The following is a 22,101-nucleotide window of genomic DNA, read 5'->3' as shown; positions in this document are numbered from 1 at the left end:
CGGCCGACCCGCCATTCTGATGCACCGTGTACATCGACGCCACATCTGCCACTTCCGCCGCTCCCGCCCCCGGAGCCTTACTCCCCCGCCCCCGGGCCGCCGAGCCGCCCTTCCACCTGGTGGCCACCGACCTCGACGGCACCCTGCTGCGCGGCGATCTGACGGTCTCGCCGCGCACCCGTGCCGCGCTGGCCGCCGCGGGGCGCGCCGGGGCGCGGCATCTGGTCGTCACCGGCCGCCCGGCCGCGTCCTGCCGGGAGTTCTTGGTGGCGATCGGCTACCGGGGGCTCGCGGTGTGCGGGCAGGGCGCGCAGCTGTACGACGCGACCGCGGACCGGCTGCTGGTCTCGGCCGCGCTCGACCGCGACCTGGCCCGGTCGGTGGTGGCGCGCACCGAGGAGGCGCTGGCCGCGGGCCCGCTGGAGCTGGCCGTGGTGACCGCGGCGCCGGAGAACCGCTTCGTGGTCACGGCCGGGTTCGCCGACGGGCGGCGGCCGGGCTGGGACGCGATGGTGGACCGGGAGGCGCTGTGGGCGCAGCCGATCGAGAAGGTGCTGATGCGCCACCGGTCGGTGGCCGACGACCGGGTCGCGGCGGCCGCGGCGCGGGCGGGTGCGGGCGAGGTGTCGGTGACCCACTCGGAGAAGGGCATGATCGAGGTGCTGCCCGCGGGGATCACCAAGGCGGTGGGGCTGGGACTGGCCGCGGAGCGGATGGGGTTCGCCCCCGCGGACACCATCGCCTTCGGCGACATGCCGAACGACATCCCGCTGCTGGGCTGGGCCGGGTACGGGGTCGCGATGGGCAACGCGCATCCGGATCTGATCGCGCTGGCCGACGAGGTGGCACCGCGCAACGACGAGGACGGGGTGGCGGTGGTGGTGGAACGGCTGTTCGCGCACGTCGCGCCCGCTTGAGCACCCGCTTGAGCGCACCTTGATCCCGGCTTGCTCTTGACTTGAGTCGCCGTCCGAGACCTTGACGTTGGTTATACAACTACACAGAATGTCCAAGGTGCGAGCTGAACCACATTACGTCGACGAGCGCTCCGGCGCCTCGTATCCGATCGACGAGCCGCGCTGGTGCGGCGACGACGGCGCGCCCCTCACCGTCTCCGCACTGCCCGGCATCACCCCCGCGCAGGTGGACACCGGGGCCCGGTCGCTGTGGCGCTACCGAGCGGCCCTCCCGGTGCGCATCGACGCCCCGGTGTCCTTGGGTGAAGGATGCACGCCGCTGGTCGAAAAGGACTGGGGCGGGGGTCGGGTGCGCTTCAAGCTGGAGTGGTTCAGCCCCACCGGCAGCTTCAAGGACCGCGGCACCAGCGTGATGATCTCCCTGCTGGCCCAGCGGGGCGTTCGCGAGGTCATCGAGGACAGCTCCGGCAACGGCGCCGCCTCCGTCGCCGCGTACTGCGCCGCCGCCGGGATCCGGGCCCGGATCCTCGCCCCGGAGTCGACGTCCCCGGCCAAGGTGCTCCAGAGCCGGGCGTACGGCGCCGACGTCCAGCTGGTGCCCGGCGACCGGGACGCCACCGCCGCCGAGGCGCTGCGCCAGTCGGCCGCCACGTACTACGCGAGCCACAACTGGCACCCCTTCTTCCTCCAGGGGACCAAGACCCTCGCGTACGAGCTGTGGGAGGACCTCGGGTTCGCCGCCCCCGACGCCGTGGTGACCGTGGCCGGTGCCGGGTCCACCGTACTCGGCTGCGACCTCGGCTTCGGCGAGCTGCTGGCCGCGGGCCAGATCGCCCGGCGGCCGCGGCTGCTGGTCGCGCAGCCCGCCAACTGCGCCCCGATCCACGCCGCGTTCCACGGTGAGACGGCCGCCCCCGCCTTCTCCCCGACCATCGCCGAGGGCACGGCCATCCGCGAACCCGTCCGGCTGCCGGAGGTGGTGAGCGCGATCCGCCGCTCGGACGGGGACATGGCCGCCGTCCCCGAGGACGCCATCGTCGCCGCGGTCCGCAGGCTGGCCGCCATGGGGCTGTACGCCGAGCCGACCAGCGCGACCGCGGCCGCGGCGATCGACGTCTTCCGGGCCCGCGGCGCGATCCGCCCCGGGGAGACCACCGTCGTCCTGCTGACCGGCTCGGGGCTGAAGGCGGCGACGACGATGGGCGCCTTGTTCGGCCCGGAGGGGAGCGAGCCGCGATGACCGACCAGGAGCCGGAGCCCGGGGACGCGTTCCGCGGCAGTGCCGAGGACGAACTGCTGCTGCGCGAGGCCGAGAAGATCGTCACCGCCATCGGCCGGATGTTCCCCGGCCTGTGCGAGGTGGTGCTGCACGATCTGCGCCGCCCCGACCAGGCCATCCGCGCCATCGAGTCCAATCTCTCCGGCCGGTCGGTCGGCGACCCGGCCACCGAACTCGGCCTCGCCCGCATCGAGGACCCCGTCTTCCCCGGCATCGTCCAGAACTACGCCAACCGCTTCCCGGACGGCCGCCCGGCCAAGAGCACCTCCATCGGCATCAAGAACAGCGCGGGCACCTACGTCGCCGCCATCTGCCTCAACCTGGACGTCTCCCTCTTCGCCAGCGTCGCCCGCAGCCTCACCAACCTGGTCCGCACCGACGATCAGGAACAGCCCCTCATGGAGACCTTGCGGGCCCGTACCGTCACCGAACTGCGCACCGTGGTCGAGGAGTTCGCCGCCGCCCGCGGCCACACCCCGCGGGGCCTCGGCTCCGCCGCCAAGAAGGAACTCGTCCGCTCCCTCCAGACCCGTGGTTTCCTCCAGGTCAAGCACTCGGTGCAGGTCGTCACCGAACTCCTCGGCGTCTCGCGCGCCACGGTCTACAACTACCTGCGCGCGCCGTGAAGGCCCCTCTCAGTCCGGTGCGGCCGTGCACTGCTCGGCGGGCGGGTGGCGGTCCGGCCAGGCGAGCTTCTCGAACTCGATGTGCCGGTCCTTCCTGGGCGACAGCCGCACGATGGCCACCGCCTTGTCGTACGGCGTGCCATAGCCGTTGAGGCAGATCCAGCCGCTCGCCCCGCGCACCATCTGGTCCCCGTGCAGCCGCGGCCACGCCGCCGCGATGGAATCCAGGTCCGGCACCTGCCCCTTGGTGGTGGTGCGGTTGCGGATGCCCGCGATGGCCGTCGTGGCGGAGTCGTAGGTGGTGATCGTCCGGCCGTCGGCGAGCCCGGTCGGGCCGATGTCGCCGACCGCGGAGGCCTTGTCCCCGCCGCCGACGAGCGTGCTGAGGGCCCGGAAGTCGGCCGCGGAACCGCCCGTCCGGGGCGGGTTGCCGGTGGTCCAGGCGCTCTCGTGGGTGATGGTCGCGTACTCGACGGTCAGCCCGGCGCCGTAGGAGAACGCGTCCCAGTCCATCGAGGGGTCGTACGCCAGCGTCGACGCGCCCGAGACCGTGACCACACGGTAGTGCTGGTCCGCGCAGCCGCGCTTGCCCAGCGCCCTGATCAGATGGGCGAGCGCGGGCGGGCGGCCGGAGAAGTAGACCGTGGTGGCGCGGGAGTCACAGAGGTTGTTGACCATCTGGACGAAGTCGTTCGGGATGGCCTTCGACGAGTCGTACTGCTCGGAGTACGGCGTCCCCTTCGTCTCCGCGCGGAAGGCGGCGCGCAGCGATCGCGCGTAGAGGTCGTCCGCATGGGTGTCCTCCACCAGGAAGGTGTCCCGCGGCCGCACCTTCAGGTGGTGGGTGAGCGCCCGCGCCTGGTCGCGGTTGGACGGCACGACCTTCGCGAGACCCGGGTACCTCCGGGGGTTCCCACGGTCGTTGCCCAGGTCGTCCGCGGTGATCGGACCGCCGACCACCGCGATGCCCTTCTCCCTGGTCAGATAGGCGATGGTCTGCTCGGTGCGGGTGACGCTGAGGTTGAACCCGAAGACCGCGCGCAACCGGTCCTTTCCCGAGTGCGCCATCCCGGCGAGCTGGTCCGACACCTCCTTCCAACGGGTCATGTCGCGGCCGGGGTTGGCGAGCACCAGCCGGATCGCGGGTTCGTCGCCGCTCTCGTGGTTCGCCCGGTACTGGGCGAGATAGGCGCCCTGGACCTCCCGTACCACCTGGGCCCGCTCCGCCACGTCGTCCTCTCCGAACGTCATGGGGATCATCAGCGCGATGGTGGCGTACGCCTTGCCGCTCTTGGTGACCTTCGTGTTCTCGGCCTTGATGCGGTCCGACACCGGGCCCAGCTCGGCCATGAAGGCGTGGCCGCCGTCGGTGACGCCCGTGCACTCGTCGTCGCCCGCGCGCTTGTCGACCCCGGCGCCGCACGAGCGGTCGGGCGTCAGCGTGACGACGCCCACCGCCACGAGACCGCCCACGACCAGCCCCACCAGGAGCCAGTTCAGGACCCGGCGGATCGGCGGAAGGGCGGAGTGCCAGTTCCGGATGGCTCTGAGGGGATGGGTCAGGGCACGGGTCACGGAATGGCTCATCGACTACTTCCCTTGACTGGAAGATCAGGGGCCTGAACCCCGCTGACCAGGGCGTCGATCCAGCCGCCGTCCGCGATGGCGTCGACGTACGCGTTGTACGCCCGCTCGCGGCGCGGGCTGTTGCCGTACTCGGCGCACAGCGCCTCCAGCGCGGTCCGCACCTGCACCAGGTCGGTGTCCCGGTGGCCCGACGGCACCGCCGACAGCGGCGCGGACAGCCGCCATACGAGGGCCAGCAGCCGCCGGATCGCGGCGTGGACGCGCTGATCGCCGCCGGGTCCGCAGGACGCGCAGTCGGGCACGCCCTCCGTGGGCGGATCCTCGGGGGCGAAACCGGCCCATGCCGGGGGCGCGGCCGCGATGAGGTTGAGATCGCTCAGCCACTCGGCGGGGGCGCGGTGCAGATAGCGGTAGTGCAGCGCCCGCACCACCAGGGTGTCGATGCGGCCCTGGGCGAGCGCGTGGTGCAGATAGCGCGGATCGTGCCGGTCCGAGTCGCGGGCCCGCACGTCGCCGTCGTTGTAGCGGGCGGCCGCCACGGCGTGCAGACCGGCCCAGGACGCCTCGTCGGCCCCGGTTCTCACGCCGTGCAGCAGGAGCGCGCGCAGCGCCCGGTCGGTGATCAGCGGCGGCTCCCCGGGGTGCGGCACCGGCCAGGGCCGGTGGTCCCAGTGCGGCCGCTCCAGGGTGGCGTCCCGCAGCCGTCTGACGCGCAGATCGGGGCTGAGGCCGGGCAGCGCCGCCCGGTCGGCCCGCAGCAGCCGCGCCGCGGCCTCCGCGTCCAGCGCGGGCGCGATCCGCAGCACCTCCTCCCGTACGCCCCCGTCGGGCAGCAGCCGCGCCACCAACCGCGCGCCCACGGGTTCGTCCGTGCCGGGCCACGGAAGGGACAGCAACTGGTCGAGGGCGAAGGGGCCGGGCTCGCGCAGCCGTGCCGTCGCCGCCCCGGCGAGCGCCAGGGCGTCGCCCGTGCGCCCGCCGCTCAGCCGGGCGATCACAGTGGGCAGCGACGGCGGGTACGTGACGGCGTCGTCGAGCATCGTACGGATCTCCGCCTCGCCGACCCGGGGGATGCCGAGCCGCACCAGCCACGCCTCCGGCGGGCACCGGTCCGGTTTCGTCCACGGGGGCGCGTCGGTGGTGAGGGCGTGGGCGGCGGAGCCGTCCCCGAGCGAGGTGGCGAAGACCACGGGCAGCATGATGCGCCCGCGCCCGCGCCACTCCCGGCTGTCCCGCGCGTAGCGCGCGACGAACGGATCGAGGAAGCGCTTCCGCAGCGCCTCGTCCACGTTGTCCAGCAGGATCAGCGACGGATGCTGGGTCCGGCGCTTCACGAAGCCGTACGCGCCGTCGATGTCCGCCAGCAGGGCGGCGATCAGATCGGCCTCCACCTCGTCCCGGTCCGCTCCCCCTCTGCGGAACTTCCGGACCAGCGCGAACAGCCGCTGCGTGGTGTCACCGTCGATACGGTCCAGATGGGAGTGCCACCACGACGAGCCGTGCCGGCCGTCGTCGCCCCGGGCGAGGAGGGTGTCGGTGGCCGCGCTCAGCACCTCCTGGAGCCCCGGCACCCCGGGCAGCAGCCCCGCCACGACCCCGCCCAGCGCGTTCAGCCACCGCCCGATGACCACCTTGCGCGCCTGCGCGTCGGGGTTCCGCTGGTCGAGGAGCTCCCCCAACTCCTCCTCGGCCGCCACCAGATCGGGCGGCTGCACCTCGTCGCGGTCCCGGGCCTCGGGGCGCCAGGCGCTGATCACCAGCAGCGCGGGCGAGAGCCGCGGGAAGGTCAGGGTGTGCCTGGTGCCGTCGCGCTCGTAGCCGAGCTGGTGGGAGACGGTGAAGAGCAGATTGGTCACCGGCGACGCGTGCGCGGTGTCCAGCCGGTCGCGGTCGCCCTGGTCGTCGGCCGAGTACGGGGCGTCCGCCAGATCCACCCGGGCCGTGGGCACCGCTGCGTGATAACCGTCGTACAGGGCGTCCAGCAGCGCCGTCTTGCCGGTGGCCCGGCCGCCGACGACCTCCACCACGGGCTCGCCCGCCGGGAACCGCCGCTTCTCCCACGGCCCGCCGCCCGGCGGCATCCCGAGCAGCGCCGGAGCCAGCGTGCCCATGACGCGATCGAGGTTGTACAGGCCGCTCCCCATCGTGCCCCCCGTGGCTCGCCCTTCCCCCCGCTATACCCGGCGAACACGCCCCCCATGTACGGACATCAGGCGATCCAGCGGTAGCGGTGCTCGGGGCGGCCCGTACTGCCGTAGCGCAGGGTGACCTCGGCCTGGCCCGTATCGGCGAAGTACTCCAGGTAGCGGCGCGCGCTCACCCGCGAAAAGGCGCCCGCCTCGGCGCATTCGGCGGCGGACAGCCCGTCGGCGTGGGCCCGCAGGGTCCGCTCCACGAGGTCGGCGGTGTGCGGGGCCAGCCCCTTGGGCAGCTCGCGGGAGGCGCGCGGGCGGCCGCCGAAGATCTGGTCCACGTCCTCCTGGCGCGCCTCGCCGAGGGTGTCGAGGCGGGCGCGCAGGGCCGCCGCGTGCCGCAACTGGTCCCGGAGCGCGGCCCGGTCGAACGGCTTGATGAGGTAGTGCAGCGCCCCCGCGCGCAGCGCCTCGCGCACCACGTGGGCGTCCTTGGCGGCGGTCACGAACAGGGCGTCCACATGGTGGCCGCCGTCCTCCGCCTTCGCGCGCAGCTCGCGCAGCACGCTGATGCCGTCCATGTCCGGCAGATAGACGTCGAGGAGCACCAGGTCGGGGCGGAGCTCCTCGGCGGCGCGCAGCGCCTCGGCCCCGGTGTGCGCGACCCCGGCCACCGTGAAGCCCTCCGTGGCGGCCACGAAGCGGCTGTGCAGCTTGGCCACCATGAAGTCGTCCTCGACGACCAGCACTGTCGTCACCGGCCGGCCCCTTTCCCGCGTACAGGCCCGCGATCACGCCGCGAACTCAACGACCACAACGTCCTTTACTACCGGAAGAGAGACAGCCCGGTAACCCATAGGCAACATGTGGCGCACCTCACAGGCAAGCCCGAAAGGTGGTGTCACCAGGTGCGACAGCGTCCGAGCCTGCCGCTGCGTCCTGCCCTGCGTACCCCGCTCGCCGTGCTCTCGGCGGCCCTGCTCGTCCTCCTCGCGCCGCCACTGATCAGCTCCGGGGACGGCTCCGCGGGCGGCACCCACATTCCGGGCCTGCGCTTCATGGTGCCCAACACTCCCGGCGGCGGCTACGACATCACCGCCCGTACGGCCGCCAAGAGTGCCGAGGACGCCGACCTCGCCAACAACATCGAGGTGTTCAACCTCCCCGGCGCCGGCGGCACCGTCGGCCTGAGCCAGCTGGTCGCCGAGCGCGGCAACGGCAAGCTCGCGATGTCGATGGGACTGGGCGTCGTCGGCGCCGTCCACACCAACCACGCGCCCTCCTCGCTCGCCGACACCACCCCCATCGCCCGGCTCACCGAGGAGCCGGACATCGTGGTCGTCGCCAAGAACTCCAAGTACCGGACCTTCGACCAACTCCTCGCGGACTGGCGCAAGAAGCCGCACGCCCTCCCGGTGGGCGGCGGCTCCTCACCCGGCGGCCCTGACCACATGGCCCCCATGCTCATGGCCAAGGCCGCCGGGATCGCCCCCAAGACCGTCAACTACATCGCGTACGACGGCGGCGGCGAGCTGCTGGCCTCCGTCCTCGGCGGCAAGGTCGCCTTCGGCGTCTCCGGCATCGGCGAATACCTCGACCAGATCAAGTCCGGCGATCTGCGGGTGCTCGCGGTCACCAGCGCCGAGCGGCCGAAGGGGCTCGACGCGCCGACGCTCAAGGAGTCCGGGCTGGATGTGACGTTCACCAACTGGCGCGGCATCGTCGCCCCGCCCGGCCTGAGCGACAGCGAACGCGACAAGCTCACCGGCCTGATCGCCAAGCTCCACGCCTCCCAGGAGTGGAAGGACGCCGTCAAGCGCAACCAGTGGACCGACGCCTACCTCACGGGCGAGGACTTCGGGCGCTTCCTGGACGCGCAGGACAAGCGCGTGGACACCGTGCTCAAGGAGCTGGGACTGTGACCGACACCCCCACGGGCCCCGCGCCCGCGCCGCCCTCCGGTCTCGCGGAGCGCCTGCGCGGCCGCTCCGAACTCGGCGTCTGCGCGCTGCTGCTGGTCCTCGGCGTCCTCGTGCTCACCGACGCCCTCACCATGGACGCGAGCTTCGCGCAGCGCGGTCCGGTCGGTCCCAAGACCGTGCCCGTCGTCGTCGGCGCCGGGCTTCTGCTGGTCGCGGTCCTCCTCGCCGTGGACGTCCTGCGCGGCGGCCGCGGCGAGGCCGAGGGCGGCGAGGACATCGACCTGAGCGCGCCCGGCGACTGGCGCACCGTGCTCCTCCTCGCCGGGGTCTTCCTCGGCAACGCCGTCCTCATCCAGCCCCTCGGCTTCCCGATCTCCGGCGCGCTGCTCTTCTGGGGCTCCGCGTACGCGCTCGGCAGCCGCTCCTTCTCGCGTGACCCGATCGTCGCGGCCGTGCTGTCCGTGGTCACGTTCTTCGTCTTCGACCGGCTGCTCTCGGTGCCGCTGCCCGGCGGGCCGCTCATGGGGGTGCTCTGACCGATGGATTCCCTGAACTCCCTCCTCGACGGCTTCGGCACCGCCCTCTCCCCCATCAACCTGCTGTGGGCGGCCGTCGGCGTGCTGCTGGGCACCGCGATCGGCGTCCTGCCCGGCATCGGCCCGGCGATGGCGGTCGCGCTGCTGCTGCCCGTCACGTACGGGCTCGACCCGACGGCCGCGTTCATCATGTTCGCGGGCATCTACTACGGCGGCATGTTCGGCGGCTCCACCACGTCCATCCTGCTCAACACCCCGGGCGAGACGGCGGCCGTGGTCGCCGCCATGGAAGGCCATCCCATGGCCAAGTCCGGGCGCGGCGCGCAGGCCCTCGCCGCGGCCGCCATCGGGCACTTCGCGGGCGGCATGATCGGCACGGTCCTGCTGGTCTTCCTCGCCCCGACCGTCGCCGACCTCGCCGTCGACATCGGCGCCCCCGACTACTTCGCCATCATGGTCCTGGCGTTCGTCGCCGTGACCTCCGTCCTCGGCAGCTCCCGCATCCGCGGCTTCGCTTCGCTCCTCATCGGCCTCACCCTCGGCCTCGTCGGCCTGGACCGGCTCACCGGACAGCAGCGGCTCACCTTCGGTTCGCTCCNCTCGTCGGCCTGGACCGGCTCACCGGACAGCAGCGGCTCACCTTCGGTTCGCTCCAGCTCGCCGACGGCATCGACGTCGTGATCGTCGCCGTCGGGCTCTTCGCCATCGGCGAGGCGCTGTGGGTGGCGCTGCACCTGCGGACCCGCCCCGACCGGCCCATCCCCGTCGGCCGCCCCTGGCTCGGCAAGGCCGAACTCCGCCGCACCTGGCGCCCCTGGCTGCGCGGCCCCGCGATCGGCTTCCCCTTCGGCGCCATCCCCGCGGGCGGCGCCGAGATCCCCACCTTCCTCTCCTACGTGACCGAGAAGCGGCTCTCCAAGCACCGCGACGAGTTCGGCAAGGGCGCCATCGAGGGCGTCGCGGGCCCCGAGTCGGCGGCCTCCGCGTCCGCCGCGGGCACGCTCGTCTCCATGCTCACGCTCGGCCTGCCCACCACGGCCGTCGCCGCGGTGATGCTCGCCGCGTTCCAGCAGTACGGCATCCAGCCCGGCCCGCTGCTCTTCGAGCGCGAACCGGACCTGGTCTGGGGCTTGATCGCCTCACTCTTCATCGCCATGGGCCTGCTGATCGTCCTCAACCTGCCGCTGGCCCCGGTCTGGGCCAAGCTGCTCCGCATCCCCCGGCCCTACCTGTACGCGGGCATCCTCTTCTTCGCGGCCGTCGGCGCGTACGCGGTCGGCGGCGAGCCGCTGGACCTGGTCATCCTGCTCATCATCGGCCTGCTGGGCCTGCTCATGCGGCGCTACGGACTCCCCGTGCTGCCCGCCGTCATCGGCGTCATCCTCGGCCCCGGCGCGGAACTCCAGCTGCGGCGCGCGCTCCAGATCAGCGACGGCAGCCTCACGGGCCTGGTCAACACGCCCTTCGCGGTGACCGTGTACGTGGTGATCCTGCTGATCGTGGCCTGGCCGGGGGTCCGGAAACTGCTCCCGCGCGCGAAGACCCAGCGATAACCATCCCTTCTGACACTGAGAACAACCAGCTCTTGGAGGTATGGCCGTACACCCCGGCACCCTGGAACACATGGAGACAACGGGGAACATCAAGGACGCGATCGCGGCCGAACGCCGCGAGCTGGCCGACCTGTTGGACGACCTGACCCCCGCACAGTGGGACACCCCCTCGCTGTGCGCGGGGTGGCGGGTGCGGGAGGTCGCGGCGCACATGTCGCAGGGATTCCGCTACCCGCTGCCCCGGACCCTGCTCGAACTCCTCAAGGCACGCGGCGGCCTGCACCGCATGACCGACCGCCTCGCCCGCAAGGACGCGGCCGCGTCCTCCACGGCCCAACTCGCGGCGTACCTCCGCGACAACGCCCACCATCCCTGGACACCCCCGGTCGGCGGCTTCACGGCGGCACTCGGCCACGACGTGATCCACGGCCTGGACATCACCGTCGCGCTGGGCCTGGACCGCCGGGTCCCCGAGGACCGCGTACGCGCGCTCCTGGCCACCGTCGACGCCCGCACCCTGAAGTTCTTCGGCGCCGACCTCACCGGCGTCCAGCTCCGCGCCGACGACCTCGACTGGTCCTACGGCACCGGCACCCCCCTGACCGGCACCGCCCAGGACCTGCTCCTGGTCGCCTACGGCCGCAGGCTCCCGCCGGGCCGCCTGCACGGCGAGCCGGGCGGCCGCTTCGTCCTCGCCTGAGGGGCGGTCCCCTTCACAGGCTTCGCGGACCTCTCTACTGTGTGCCCGCATCACGGTGTGCGTTCATCTGCCCGCGGGAGGGCGGACGTTGGGGGCTGCACAAACGGGTGGAGGGTGCTCGATGGTCAGATACGAGGGTGTGGGCGGCTGGGTCGAGATCGGCCCCGCATCGCTCACCGTCTGCCGGACAGATCTGAGGCCGGAGCCCCTCCCGCCGCGCGTGCTGCCCTTCCAGGCGCTGTCCGGTGTCGAGCTGAAGGACGCGACCCGGCTGCGGCGCGGACGCCTTCACCTGTGGTTCGGCGGGCGCGTCCTGGTCCCGGTGGGATCCGACGAGGACCCCAACACGATCGGCTTCACGTACGGGCAGCGGGAGGTGTTCCGGGCTCTCCACGAGTACCTCTGGAACGTCGTACGCGCGAACGAGGCCCAGGACATCGACGTGGCCGTCGCCTACGAGGCCGCGAACGACCCTCTGGTGGCCTGGCCGGCCCAGCGCGAACGGGCCAGGGAGAGGTCCGAGGCGGACCGGGCCGCGGGCGAGTACGCCGCGGAACAGCAGCGCATCGCCGAGTTCGCCCGCAAGGTCGGCCCGGAGGCCGCCGCCCGCGAGGACATCATGGCCGCCGGTCTCGCCTCGGCCACGGGGGACCGGTGCCGGTACGTCCTCAAGCGGCTGCCCGGCTACCTCCTCGGCGGGGAGCAGGTGTTCGTCGTGGCGGAGTGCCGCCTCGGCGACGACACGGGCCCGGGCACGGCCGTCCTCACGAACCAGCGGCTCATGTTCGTCAAGTCCACGTTCTCCGGCAACGAGCTGTCCGTGCTCCGGCTCGCGGAGATCAGGGCGGTGGCGGGCAAGCAGAAGATCACCCAGGGTGTCCTCCAGGTGGAGACCCTGCGGGGGCTCGTCGTCGAGTTCGGCGGCCTCAAGGGGGAGGACCTGGCACGCCTCGACGAGGCGCTGCGCCTGGCCCTCGGCTCCCTCGGGCGGGCGGCCCCGCCCCCGGTCCCGGCCCCGGCCCCGGTCCCGGCACCGCCCAGCGCCCCGGCCGTGCCCCAGGACATCCTCGACCAGATCGCCAAGCTCGGCGAGCTGCACGCGGCCGGTGTCCTCACCTCGGCCGAGTTCGAGCAGAAGAAACGGCAGTTGCTCGACCGGCTGTGAGAGCCGCCGGGTGGCGCGGCGCCGAGGACCGCGGCGCCCCACTCCCCCGGGACCTGCCGCTTCGCGGTCCCCGTCGCTTAGGCTCGGCAGCGGGCCTTGATCACGGCAGGGCGTGGGACGGAGACACGGGACGGAGGCGGCACGCATGGCCGTACCGCAGGGACGCAGGAGCAGCACCTTCACCCGGCTGCTCCGGCACGGCTTCACCGACCCCTCCGCCGCGCAGCGGCTGCTGGACTCGCCCGAGGTGGCCGGCGTGCGGGCCGACTCCGTGCTGCTGGACGCGCTCGGCGGGACCGCCGATCCGGATCTGGCGCTGCTCGGGCTGGTGCGGCTGGTGGAGGCGCTGCCCGAGGAGGCCGGGGACGGGGACGAGGCGGGGACGCGGCAGGCGCTGCTGGACACGCTGGTCGCCGCCAAGCCGCTGCGGGACCGGCTGCTGGGGGTGCTCGGGGCGTCCGAGGCGCTGGGTGATCATCTGGCCCGGCATCCGCAGGCCTGGCACGCGCTGCTGACGTACGAGCCGGCGGATCTGCATCCGACGACGCCCGAGTTCGAGCAGGCGCTGGCCGAGGGGATCTGGGGCGAGCCGGGGGCGGGGATGCCGCGGCCGGACGCGCTGCGGGTCGCGTACCGCCGGGCGCTGCTGGCGATCGCGGCGCGCGATGTGTGCGGGACCACCGATGTCACGCAGGCGGCGGCCGAGCTGGCGGACCTGGCGACGGCGACGCTGCGGGCGGCGCTGGAGATCGCGGCCGAGGAGCAGCCCGAGGACGCCGCGGCGTGCCGGCTGGCGGTGATCGGGATGGGGAAGTGCGGCGGGCGCGAGCTGAACTACGTCTCGGACGTCGACGTGATCTTCGTGGCGGAGACCGTGGACGGGGTGGAGGAGGGCAAGGCCGTGCAGGCGGCCACCCGGCTGGCCGCGCGGCTGATGCGGATCTGCTCGGACGTGACCATCGAGGGCACGATCTGGCCGGTGGACGCCAATCTCCGGCCGGAGGGGCGCAACGGCCCGCTGGTGCGGACGCTCTCCAGCCACCTGGCCTACTACCAGCGGTGGGCCAAGACGTGGGAGTTCCAGGCGCTGCTGAAGGCCCGGCCGGTGGCGGGCGACGGCGTGCTCGGGCAGGCGTACGTGGACGCGGTGGCGCCGCTGGTCTGGCAGGCGGCCGAGCGCGAGAACTTCGTCCCCGATGTGCAGCAGATGCGCCGCCGGGTCGTCGAGAACATCCCGGTCGCCGAGATCGACCGGGAGCTGAAGCTGGGTCCCGGCGGCCTCAGGGACGTCGAATTCGCCGTACAGATGCTCCAGTTGGTGCACGGGCGGACGGATGAGTCGCTGCGCAGCGGCACCACCCTGGACGCGCTCGCCGCGCTGGCCGCGGGCGGCTACGTGGGGCGCTCGGACGCGGCCGCGCTGGACGAGGCGTACCGCTTCCTGCGCTCCATGGAGCACCGCATCCAGCTGTACCGGCTGCGCCGCACCCATCTGGTGCCGGAGGACGAGGCGGACCTGCGGCGGCTGGGCCGGTCGCTGGGCTTCCGTACGGAGCCGGTGGCCGAGCTGGGGACGGCGTGGCGGCGGCACGCGCGCGAGGTGCGGCGGCTGCACGAGAAGCTGTTCTACCGGCCGCTGCTGGACGCGGTCGCCCAGCTGGAACCGGGCGAGGCCCGGCTCAGCTCCAAGGCGGCGGGGCAGCGGCTCGAGGCACTGGGCTACGCGGATCCGACCGGCGCCCTACGTCATTTGGAGGCTTTGGCGTCCGGTGTGACCCGGAAAGCGGCCATTCAGCGTACGCTGCTGCCCGTGCTGCTGGGCTGGTTCGCCGATTCCGCAGACCCGGACGCCGGGCTGCTGGGCTTCCGCAAGGTCTCCGACGCCCTGGGCAAGACGCCCTGGTATCTGCGGCTGCTGCGGGACGAGGGCGCGGCCGCGGAGAATCTGGCGCGGGTGCTCTCGGCCGGGCGCCTCGCCCCCGATCTGCTGCTGCGCGCCCCGGAGGCGGTCGCCCTGCTCGGCGATCCGGGTGGGCTGCGACCGCGCGGGCGGGAGCATCTGGAGCAGGAAGTGCTGGCCGCGGTGGGCCGCGCGGACGGCGCCGAGCAGGCGGTGGCCGCGGCGCGCGGGGTGCGGCGGCGCGAGCTGTTCCGTACGGCGGCGGCGGACGTGATCGAGAGCGCGCGGCTGGCCAACGGGTCGGTACGGCCCACTGTGAGCTGGCCGCCGCCGGGCGGCGAGGAGTCGCGCACCGCGACTGCCAAGGCCACGGCTCCCGCCGTACCGTCGAAGGCGCCCGAGGTGCCCCGCGCGCTGCGCGACTCCGAGCCCCACGTACCGGCCCGGCCCGCCGCCCACGCGGCACCGGCCGAGGAGGAGCCGACGGACTCCGCGGTGCTGGCCGACATGGTCGGCGACGCCGTCTCCGACCTCAACGCGGCGACCATCGCGGGCGCGCTGCGCGCCGCGGTCCGCGACACCTGGGGCGACGAGCTGCCCACCCGCTTCGCCGTGATCGGCCTGGGCCGGTTCGGCGGCCATGAGCTGAGCTACGGCTCGGACGCGGACGTGCTGTTCGTCCACGAGCCCCGCGAGGGCGCCGACGAGCAGGAGGCCTCGCGCGCCGCGTTCGCCGTGGCCAACGAGATGCGGCGGCTGCTCCAGCTGCCCACCGCCGATCCGCCGCTGCTCATCGACGCCGATCTGCGCCCGGAGGGCAAGTCCGGCCCGCTGGTGCGCACCCTCGCCTCGTACGCCGCGTACTACCGGCGCTGGTCGCTGGTCTGGGAGAGCCAGGCGCTGCTGCGCGCCGAACCGGTCGCGGGCGACCCGGACCTCGGGGCGCGCTTCATCGAGCTGATCGACCCGTTGCGGTATCCGGCCGAGGGGCTGGGCGACGACGCCATCCGCGAGATCCGCCGCCTCAAGGCCCGCATGGAGTCCGAGCGCCTGCCCCGCGGCGCCGACCCGACCACCCACGCCAAGCTGGGCCGCGGCGGTCTCAGCGATGTGGAGTGGACGGTTCAGCTGCTCCAGATGCGCCACGGCTGGGCGGAGCCGGGGCTGCGCACCACCCGCACCCGCCGGGCCCTGGCCGCGGCGCACGCGGCCGACCTGATCAGCACCGAGGACGCCCAGACCCTGGACGAGGCCTGGGTGCTGGCCACCCGGGTCCGCAACGGCGTGATGCTGGTCCGCGGCCGCCCGGGCGACACCTTCCCCAGCGACTCGCGTGAACTGGCCGCGGTGGGCCGCTACTTGGGCTACGGCCCGGGGCACGTCGGCGAGATGCTCGACGACTACCGCCGCACGACGCGGCGTGCGCGGGCCGTGGTGGAGCGGCTGTTCTACGACTACGAGGACTGACGCCCCGCCGCCGAGCAGGGCGCGTCGCGCGGTGCGCCGGGTGGCAGCAGCCTGCGCTCGGCGGCGGTGAAGTCGCGGCCCACGGCGGCGCAGAGGTGGCGAAAGGCGCGGTCCGGGTCGAGGTCCGTGGCCTGGAACCAGCCGTCCCCTGCGGTGAGGAGGCGCCCGTTGCCGACGGCGGCGGCGTACGTCTTGTTGGGGGACGGCAGTTCGGCGACCGAACCGCCGGTGTCGACGTTCCAGACGGTGTAGAGGGAGTCGGCCGCGCCTTCCGTGACCAGCCGGTCGCGCCCGCTGAAGCCGACCAACCCGTCGTCCTCACGGACCGGCAGGGGCTTGTTCAGCACGGTGCCGCGGTCGACGTTCCACACCCGCACGAAGTGGTCGGTGTTCTCCGTCGCCAGGTGCTCCCCGTCGCGGGTGAAGGCGACACTCACCTTGTAGCTGCCGGAGACGGGCGCCCCCTGGATGGGGCCTACCGAGAGGGATCTGAGACGTTTGCGTATGCGCAGATCCCATAGCTGGACCTTGCCGTCCCGCAATCCGTCCCGGGTGATCACCACCATGTGGTCGGGGTGGCCGGGGCGGGCGCGGAGCTGTCCGTAGGACGCGAAGGCGTCGGAGGCGGTCCGGGGCGTGAGGCGTCCCACGTGTACCGGCCGCGCCAGGGGTTTCCCGGTGGTGATGTCCACTCGTACCAACGTGCCCTGCACGGTGAGCACGGCGATCTCGTTTCCGCGCATCGTCTCCACGGTCTCCAGCTCCCCCGCCGGTCCGTCGGGCAGGATGCCCGCCAGATCCAGCGTGACGCCGCGCCCGGGATCGTCCATCGAGATCAGTTGAAGACGCTGCGATCCCCGGCCCCACAGGATGAGTCGTCGTGAGTCCGCCGTCCACAGCGGGATCCACCCGTATAGTCCGGTTGCCGGGGGCAGGGTGACCGTCCTGCTCGCCTCCCCGTCCGTGGGGAGGATCTCAAGGTGTTCTCCGAACACCTTGGCCACCCGCTTGCCGTCGGGGGACGGCTCGTGGCGCGGGTCGGTCGCCTCGACACCCGGGTCGAGGCGGGGCAGCGTCACCGGCACGGCCCTCGCGGTCATGAGCGCGTCTCCGGCGGCGACGTAGACGGACAGCGTTCCATCGGACCGCGCCACGGCGCCCACACCGTGGTCCGAGAGCGCGTCGACGGAGGAGGACAGCGGCACCGTGGTGCCGTACGTCGCGCCGGTGCGGAGTGCGGTCAGCGTCAGTACGGCGTAGTACCCGTTGTCCGAGGGATGTGCCATGACGTTGTACTCGCCGGTGACATCCCGCGCGACGTCGGGTTCGACGCGTGCGTTCGCCACGTGCCTGGCCGTGTCGCGCCCGACTTTCAGCACGCGGGAACGGCGCTCCTGGCTCGTCTGGACGAGTTCGCCTCCTCCGTTGACGCTCACGGAAGTGCCTGCGGGCACGGTCCGCACCAGACGGCCCGTGCGCAGGTCGCGGAGTTCCGCCCGCTGGCGGGGACGATCGTCGGTGAGGCGGGTGAGGACCACCGTGTCGGGATCGGTGGTGAAGGCGGCGTCCGAGCCGTACCCGTCGGGTATCACCTCCGGTGCGGTGGGCAGTCGGCCGCCGGTCCGCACGTCCCACGCCGAAAACCCGGTGCGGTCTTCGTTCTGCCACTCCAGCGTTCTGAGCAGCCGTCGGCTGTCGCTGCTGAAGTCCAGGGTGATGTCGTGGACCTTGAGGCCTGCCTCGTCGTCGGTGCGCAGGAGGCGCGGCTCGGTGCGCTTCCGCAGGTCCCAGACGCGGACGTTCCCGTCCGCCGTGCCGAGGGCGTAGCTGCGGCCGTCGGGGCTGAGGGCACCGCTGGCCTCCGAAGTGGGGACACCCGGCAGCCGCCATGGGCGGGGGCGTCCCTCCGGCAGGCCGGTGACCACCGTTATGACGCTTCGCTTGCTGCGTTCCGGGACCGAGCGGATGATCACCGTACGGCCATCCGGGGTGGCCGTCATGCTCGTGAAGCGGCCCGGCCACAGCGCAGGGTGGCTGCCGGTGAGCCGCTGGCCCCGGACGTACTGGCGCAGCAGGGCCGCCGATGCCTGCGGTGTGCCATCGGTGCGCCACGCGGCGAGGGCGAGTTGCAGGGAGGTGGCGGGCTGGCTGCCGGCACGGCGGTTGGCGGCCTCGGCGAGCAGGCCGGACGCCTCGGTGCGCCGCTGCTGTTCGATCCGCTGCTGACCGCTCCAGGCGACGAAGGACAGCGTCGCCGCCACCAGGACCAGGGCGGTGAGCCCGGCGGTCACGATGCGCCACCGCCGTCTGCCGCGTCGCTCGTGGCGGCGGCTCGCCTCGATGTAGTGGCGTTCTGCCGGAGTGATGTCCTCGGGCTGCCGGGCCAGGCGGTCCACGGCCGCCGCCAGGGTGCCACCGCGCAGCAGGTCACCCGGTTCGTTCCCCTGCTCCCGCCAGCGCCGCAGATCGCCGCGGAGCTGTTCCTGCCACGCCCGGAATTCCTTGGAGTCCACGAGCCAGCGGTGGAGTCGCGGCCAGAGTCTCGTCAGCGCCTCATGGGCCAGATCGACGATCTCCTCGCCGTCGGGCGCCCGGCCGTGCACCACCAGTTTGGTGGGACCGAGCCGCCGCGCGAGGGCGCGCAGGTCGGGTTCGAGGTAGGCCGTACGGGCGGGCAGGCGCGAGAAGCCGCCGCTGTCGTCGGGGCGTGTGAGCTGGGCGAACAGCCGACGGGCGGTGGGTTCCTCGGCCTCGGTGACATGGTCGCGGAAGACGTCCTCGGCGTAGCCGACCAGGGCTCCGGGCACGCCGCCCAGAGCGTCGTAGGCGGCGTGGGTGAGCATCGACCGGCTGCGCCGTTCCCACAGCCGGGTCAGGGCGAACTCGACCAGGGGCATCCGCCCGGGCTCTTCCGCGGCGTCGGCGGCTATCCGTTCGGGCAGGCCCGGCTCGAACCACAGGCCGGGGACGGCGTCGACCGGGGCGGTGATCGCGCGGAGCAGGTTGTGCGAGGACAGCGGGGCGAGGAAGCGGGTGGCGTCGCTGAGCACGTCGGCCGTCCGCGGGGTCACCAGGGTGTCGAGGGTTTCGGACCGGGCAGTGACGACGATGCGCAGGGCGCGTTCCTGGGGTGGCCCGGCCTCGCTGCCGAGGGCGATCAGGAGGGCGAACAGCTCGCGGGCGGCGGCGGGTTCGGAGGTGGCGTACTCCTCGAACTGGTCGACGAAGAGCACATGCCCGCCGCGGCCGCCCCGGGCGGCCAGGCGCGCGCCCAGCCCGGCGGCGACGCCGTTCGACGCCTGCGAGGCGTCAAGCTCGGGGACGGCGTCGGGCTCGGGGACGGCGTCGGGCTCGGGGACGGCGTCGGGCTCGGGGACGGCGTCGGGCTCACCACCCGGCCCCGGATCGGCATCCCCCGAGTGCGCGGCCGCCGCCCGCCCCTGGAGCAGATCCGCCAGCTCCGCCGCCCTCCGCAGCCGTTCCACCTCACCGGCGTCCGGTTCCAGGAGCGGGATCACCGTGCGGGCGAGGGCGGCCGCCGGGCGCGCCCCGGGGACCGGGCGGAGTTCGGAGACGGTCGTCCCCGCCGCCCGTAACGAGGGCAGCAAACCGGCCCTGACCAGGGACGACTTACCGCATCCCGAGGGGCCGACGACCACGGTCAGCATGGCCCGGCCGAGGGCGTCGCGCAGGCGACGGGCGTCGTCCTCACGGCCGTGGAAGAACTCCTCGTCCTCCTCCCGGAACTGCGACAGCCCCCGGAAGGGGCAGCGCGGGCGCAGCACCCGCTCGTCGACCAGCGACGCGGACGGGATGAGATAGGCGGTGGTCGAGGCGTCGCCCCGCTGGACGGCCACCGTCATGCCGACGACGCCGCCCTGCTCCTCGTCCCACACCGGGGACCCACTGAATCCGGGCGATACGCGGCGGGCCGCCGACTCCGCCTCCATCTGGAGCCAGCCCGCGCTCTGCGGCCCGCGCAACGTCCCGGCCGCCCATACGCCCTGTTCGGCGCCCCGGGGGTAGCCCAGTACGCGGAAGCCGTGGCCCCACACCTGGGTGCCGTCCACCAGGGGCACCGGACGGGCGCCGGGCACCGGGCGGTCCAGCCTCAGCAGCGCGACGTCGCCGGTGCCGTCGTCGGCCCACCGCCAGGTGACGACGGTGGCGCGGGCGACCGGTAGGGCCCCTTCCGCGTCCCGGAGCAGCGGGAAGTCCAACGCCACCGCGTCGGCCGGGGGTTCCCCGGGGACCTCGGACCGTTCGAGCGCCTGGGCGACGACGTGGGCGCAGGTGCACACCACGTCCGTGTCGACGAGGAACCCGGCACCGACCACGACCCCGGTCGGGGTGTGGATCCGTACCAGCGCGGCCGTCAGAACATCCTGTTCGCGAACAGCCGTCACGGCATGCCCCCCGGCCCCGTCGTGTCACCCCTGCGTAACGGACATCACGGTAGCCGAACCCACCGGTTCACGGGGACCGGTCGGCCGGGGGCTTGACCGCGACGACGGGGACGGGGCTCTGCAACAGCAGCCGCTGGCTGACGCTGCCCAGGAAGGCCTTGCCCACCGGGGAGCGGCGGCGGATGCCGATGACGAGCCGGTCGATGCCGGGGCGGGCCTCGATTTCGTCCAGGACGGCGTCGACGGGGTCCCGGTCGCCGGGGCCGCTGCGCTCGACGAGCGTGATCGTGACGTCTTCCGGCAGACCGGAGTGGTCCAGCGCCGACAGGCGCAGGTTGACGACCACCAGATCGGTGCCCAGCAGCCGGGCTTCGGCGATGCCCGCGGCCAGCGCCTGGTCTCCTTCGCGGCCCTCGGCGACGGCAGTCATGACGGTCATGGTGGGTGAACCCTTCTTTCAGAGCCTTGGAGCACGGCGGGATGGATCAGGAGTAGCGCGCGCGGAAGTCGTCCTCCAGTTCCTCCAGCGAGCGGTCCTTGGTCTCGGGGACGCACTTCCCGATGAACGCGAGGGCCAGCACGCCGAAGGCGGCGAAGCCGAGGAAGGTGTTCGAGATGCCCATGGCCTTCACCACGGGCGGGAAGCCGAGGGCGACCAGGGCGTTGGCCATCCACAGGACGAAGATGCTGATGCCGATGGCCATGCTGCGGATCTTCAGCGGGAACATCTCGGAGAGGATGAGCCAGACCAGCGGGCCGATGGTGGCCTGCATGGAGAAGACGAAGAGCACGACGAACACGAGGATGAACCAGGCCTTCGCGCTGCCCTCGGGCATCAGCATCGCGGAGAGGCCGACCAGCAGGTGGAACGTCGTGGTCAGGGCGAAGCCGCCGAGCAGCATGGTGCGCCGCTTGATCTTGTTGATGACCGACAGGCCCACGGTGATGCCGATGACGCTGAAGGCGCCGTTCAGGGTGTTCGCGATGATGGCCGAGTCGCCCGAGAACCCGGCGTCGCCGAGGAGCTGGGTGCCGTAGTACATGACGGAGTTGATGCCGGTGAACTGCTGACAGATGCCCAGCCCGGCCCCGATCAGGATGAGCAGCCGGACCCAGCGCACCCCGAGGTCCACCGCACCGGCGGTCTTGGCGGCCCGCTCCTCCTCGGCGAGCCGGTGGACCTCGGCCATCTCGGCTTGGGCGCGCTCGGCGGTGCGGACCTGGGACAGGACCGCGAGCGCCTCGTCGTCCCGGCCCTGGGCGACCAGCCAGCGCGGGCTCTCCGGCAGCCGCAGCATGCCGATGAACAGCCCGATCGCGGGCAGGACGGCGACCAGGAGCATGAGCCGCCAGATGCCGTCGGTCTCGCCCCAGATGTTGAAGATGAGGGCGTTGATGACGAACGCGGCGAACTGGCCGGACACGATCATCACCTCGTTGCGGGTGACGATGCTGCCGCGGCGTTCGACCGGGGCGAGCTCGGCCAGGTAGACCGGAACGGTCGCCGAGGCACCGCCCACGGCGAGCCCGAGGATGAACCGGAACAGGGCGAGGACCTGCCAGTTCGGCGACAGGACGCAGCCCAGGGTGCCGAGCATGAACACCAGGGACAGCATGATGATGTTGTGGCGGCGCCCGTACCGGTCGGACAGGGCTCCGCCGATCATGGCGCCGAAGGCGGCACCGAAGACCAGATTGCTGACGACCACTCCCTCGGTGAACGCGGTCAGACCGAGATCGGCGGTGAGCGGTTCGAGAGCACCGTTGACCACGCCGGTGTCGTAACCGAACAGCAGGCCGCCGAAGGTCACGATGACGGAGACCAGGCCCAGGCGTCGCGAGTGGGGTCCCGGTGCGTCCGGAGGCAGTCCGTGGGAGGTGGGGCTTGGGCTGGTCCTGGTCATGCCTGTG

The 22,101-nt window shown here is 72.9% G+C and carries 14 protein-coding genes and 1 pseudogene; 9 read left to right on the top strand and 6 right to left on the bottom strand.

The features are described from left to right. Positions 1 to 26: 26 nt before the first annotated feature. From EEJ42_RS28840 to EEJ42_RS28830, 3 genes are all read left to right on the top strand, one after another. On the top strand, positions 27 to 917 hold the full coding sequence (locus tag EEJ42_RS28840) for an HAD family hydrolase (protein WP_246097459.1): 891 nt from the start codon (positions 27 to 29) through the stop codon (positions 915 to 917). A gap of 88 nt (positions 918 to 1,005) precedes the next feature. Further along, positions 1,006 to 2,157 (top strand): threonine synthase, encoded by a 1,152-nt coding sequence (locus EEJ42_RS28835; RefSeq protein ID WP_123104468.1) that lies wholly within the window; start codon positions 1,006 to 1,008, stop codon positions 2,155 to 2,157. Further along, positions 2,154 to 2,822, top strand: coding sequence for a helix-turn-helix transcriptional regulator (locus EEJ42_RS28830; protein ID WP_123104466.1), 669 nt, complete (start codon positions 2,154 to 2,156; stop codon positions 2,820 to 2,822). The genes EEJ42_RS28835 and EEJ42_RS28830 overlap by 4 nt, the downstream gene beginning before the upstream one ends. Positions 2,823 to 2,831: 9 nt before the next feature. Here the strand turns inward: EEJ42_RS28830 and EEJ42_RS28825 are convergent, their stop codons facing one another. The 3 genes from EEJ42_RS28825 to EEJ42_RS28815 form a co-directional block, all read right to left on the bottom strand. Next, a complete protein-coding gene (locus EEJ42_RS28825) occupies positions 2,832 to 4,409 on the bottom strand; it encodes an ABC transporter substrate-binding protein (RefSeq protein WP_123104464.1) in 1,578 nt (525 codons plus the stop codon). Continuing rightward, positions 4,406 to 6,553, bottom strand: a complete 2,148-nt coding sequence (locus EEJ42_RS28820; RefSeq protein ID WP_123104462.1) for a hypothetical protein — start codon at positions 6,551 to 6,553, stop codon at positions 4,406 to 4,408. Before EEJ42_RS28820 ends, EEJ42_RS28825 begins: the two co-directional genes overlap by 4 nt. Before the next feature lie 65 nt (positions 6,554 to 6,618). Then, positions 6,619 to 7,299 carry a response regulator gene (locus EEJ42_RS28815; RefSeq protein ID WP_123104460.1) on the bottom strand — a complete coding sequence of 227 codons (681 nt, stop codon included), beginning with the start codon at positions 7,297 to 7,299 and terminating at the stop codon, positions 6,619 to 6,621. A 186-nt stretch (positions 7,300 to 7,485) separates the two neighbouring features. Between EEJ42_RS28815 and EEJ42_RS28810 the strand changes: the two genes are divergently transcribed. The 6 genes and pseudogenes from EEJ42_RS28810 to EEJ42_RS28785 all read left to right on the top strand — a co-directional run bounded on the left by EEJ42_RS28810 (position 7,486) and on the right by EEJ42_RS28785 (position 15,784). Further along, complete coding sequence (locus EEJ42_RS28810) at positions 7,486 to 8,463, top strand: Bug family tripartite tricarboxylate transporter substrate binding protein (RefSeq protein ID WP_123104496.1); 978 nt, start codon at positions 7,486 to 7,488, stop codon at positions 8,461 to 8,463. Beyond that, positions 8,460 to 8,999, top strand: a complete 540-nt coding sequence (locus EEJ42_RS28805; protein ID WP_123104458.1) for a tripartite tricarboxylate transporter TctB family protein — start codon at positions 8,460 to 8,462, stop codon at positions 8,997 to 8,999. The genes EEJ42_RS28810 and EEJ42_RS28805 overlap by 4 nt, the downstream gene beginning before the upstream one ends. Before the next feature lie 3 nt (positions 9,000 to 9,002). After that, a pseudogene (locus tag EEJ42_RS28800) lies at positions 9,003 to 10,552 on the top strand (tripartite tricarboxylate transporter permease). A 70-nt stretch (positions 10,553 to 10,622) separates the two neighbouring features. Next, positions 10,623 to 11,252: a maleylpyruvate isomerase family mycothiol-dependent enzyme gene (locus tag EEJ42_RS28795; protein WP_123104494.1), complete on the top strand. Its 630-nt coding sequence runs from the start codon at positions 10,623 to 10,625 to the stop codon at positions 11,250 to 11,252. A 121-nt stretch (positions 11,253 to 11,373) separates the two neighbouring features. After that, on the top strand, positions 11,374 to 12,417 hold the full coding sequence (locus tag EEJ42_RS28790; protein WP_246097457.1) for an SHOCT domain-containing protein: 1,044 nt from the start codon (positions 11,374 to 11,376) through the stop codon (positions 12,415 to 12,417). Between the two features lie 145 nt (positions 12,418 to 12,562). Beyond that, the gene (locus tag EEJ42_RS28785) at positions 12,563 to 15,784 is read left to right on the top strand and encodes a bifunctional [glutamine synthetase] adenylyltransferase/[glutamine synthetase]-adenylyl-L-tyrosine phosphorylase (RefSeq protein ID WP_123104454.1); all 3,222 of its coding nucleotides are present in this window, start codon (positions 12,563 to 12,565) and stop codon (positions 15,782 to 15,784) included. Here EEJ42_RS28785 and EEJ42_RS28780 read toward each other — a convergent pair. From EEJ42_RS28780 to EEJ42_RS28770, 3 genes are all read right to left on the bottom strand, one after another. Next, positions 15,772 to 20,190 (bottom strand): nSTAND1 domain-containing NTPase, encoded by a 4,419-nt coding sequence (locus EEJ42_RS28780; RefSeq protein ID WP_123104452.1) that lies wholly within the window; start codon positions 20,188 to 20,190, stop codon positions 15,772 to 15,774. The two genes, EEJ42_RS28785 and EEJ42_RS28780, sit on opposite strands and share 13 nt — an antisense overlap. Positions 20,191 to 20,257: 67 nt before the next feature. After that, a complete protein-coding gene (locus tag EEJ42_RS28775; RefSeq protein ID WP_123104450.1) occupies positions 20,258 to 20,629 on the bottom strand; it encodes a universal stress protein in 372 nt (123 codons plus the stop codon). A 46-nt stretch (positions 20,630 to 20,675) separates the two neighbouring features. Further along, positions 20,676 to 22,094: a sugar porter family MFS transporter gene (locus EEJ42_RS28770; RefSeq protein ID WP_123104448.1), complete on the bottom strand. Its 1,419-nt coding sequence runs from the start codon at positions 22,092 to 22,094 to the stop codon at positions 20,676 to 20,678. Between the last annotated feature and the right edge of the window lie 7 nt (positions 22,095 to 22,101).

Origin of the sequence: Streptomyces botrytidirepellens, assembly GCF_003721215.1 — a bacterium.
GTDB lineage: Bacteria > Actinomycetota > Actinomycetes > Streptomycetales > Streptomycetaceae > Streptomyces > Streptomyces himastatinicus.
The sequence above is the reverse complement of the archived record's forward strand: the minus strand, read 5'-3'. Positions and strand labels throughout refer to the sequence as shown.

What these genes read in the sequence shown, in the direction of transcription:
- EEJ42_RS28835 (WP_123104468.1), top strand. Translation starts at nt 1,006, where the DNA reads ATGTCCAAGGTGCGAGCTGAACCACATTACGTCGACGAGCGCTCCGGC.
- EEJ42_RS28830 (WP_123104466.1), top strand. Translation starts at nt 2,154, where the DNA reads ATGACCGACCAGGAGCCGGAGCCCGGGGACGCGTTCCGCGGCAGTGCC.
- EEJ42_RS28825 (WP_123104464.1), bottom strand. Translation starts at nt 4,409, where the DNA reads ATGAGCCATTCCGTGACCCGTGCCCTGACCCATCCCCTCAGAGCCATC.
- EEJ42_RS28820 (WP_123104462.1), bottom strand. Translation starts at nt 6,553, where the DNA reads ATGGGGAGCGGCCTGTACAACCTCGATCGCGTCATGGGCACGCTGGCT.
- EEJ42_RS28795 (WP_123104494.1), top strand. Translation starts at nt 10,623, where the DNA reads ATGGAGACAACGGGGAACATCAAGGACGCGATCGCGGCCGAACGCCGC.
- EEJ42_RS28790 (WP_246097457.1), top strand. Translation starts at nt 11,374, where the DNA reads ATGGTCAGATACGAGGGTGTGGGCGGCTGGGTCGAGATCGGCCCCGCA.
- EEJ42_RS28785 (WP_123104454.1), top strand. Translation starts at nt 12,563, where the DNA reads ATGGCCGTACCGCAGGGACGCAGGAGCAGCACCTTCACCCGGCTGCTC.
- EEJ42_RS28775 (WP_123104450.1), bottom strand. Translation starts at nt 20,629, where the DNA reads ATGACCGTCATGACTGCCGTCGCCGAGGGCCGCGAAGGAGACCAGGCG.
- EEJ42_RS28770 (WP_123104448.1), bottom strand. Translation starts at nt 22,094, where the DNA reads ATGACCAGGACCAGCCCAAGCCCCACCTCCCACGGACTGCCTCCGGAC.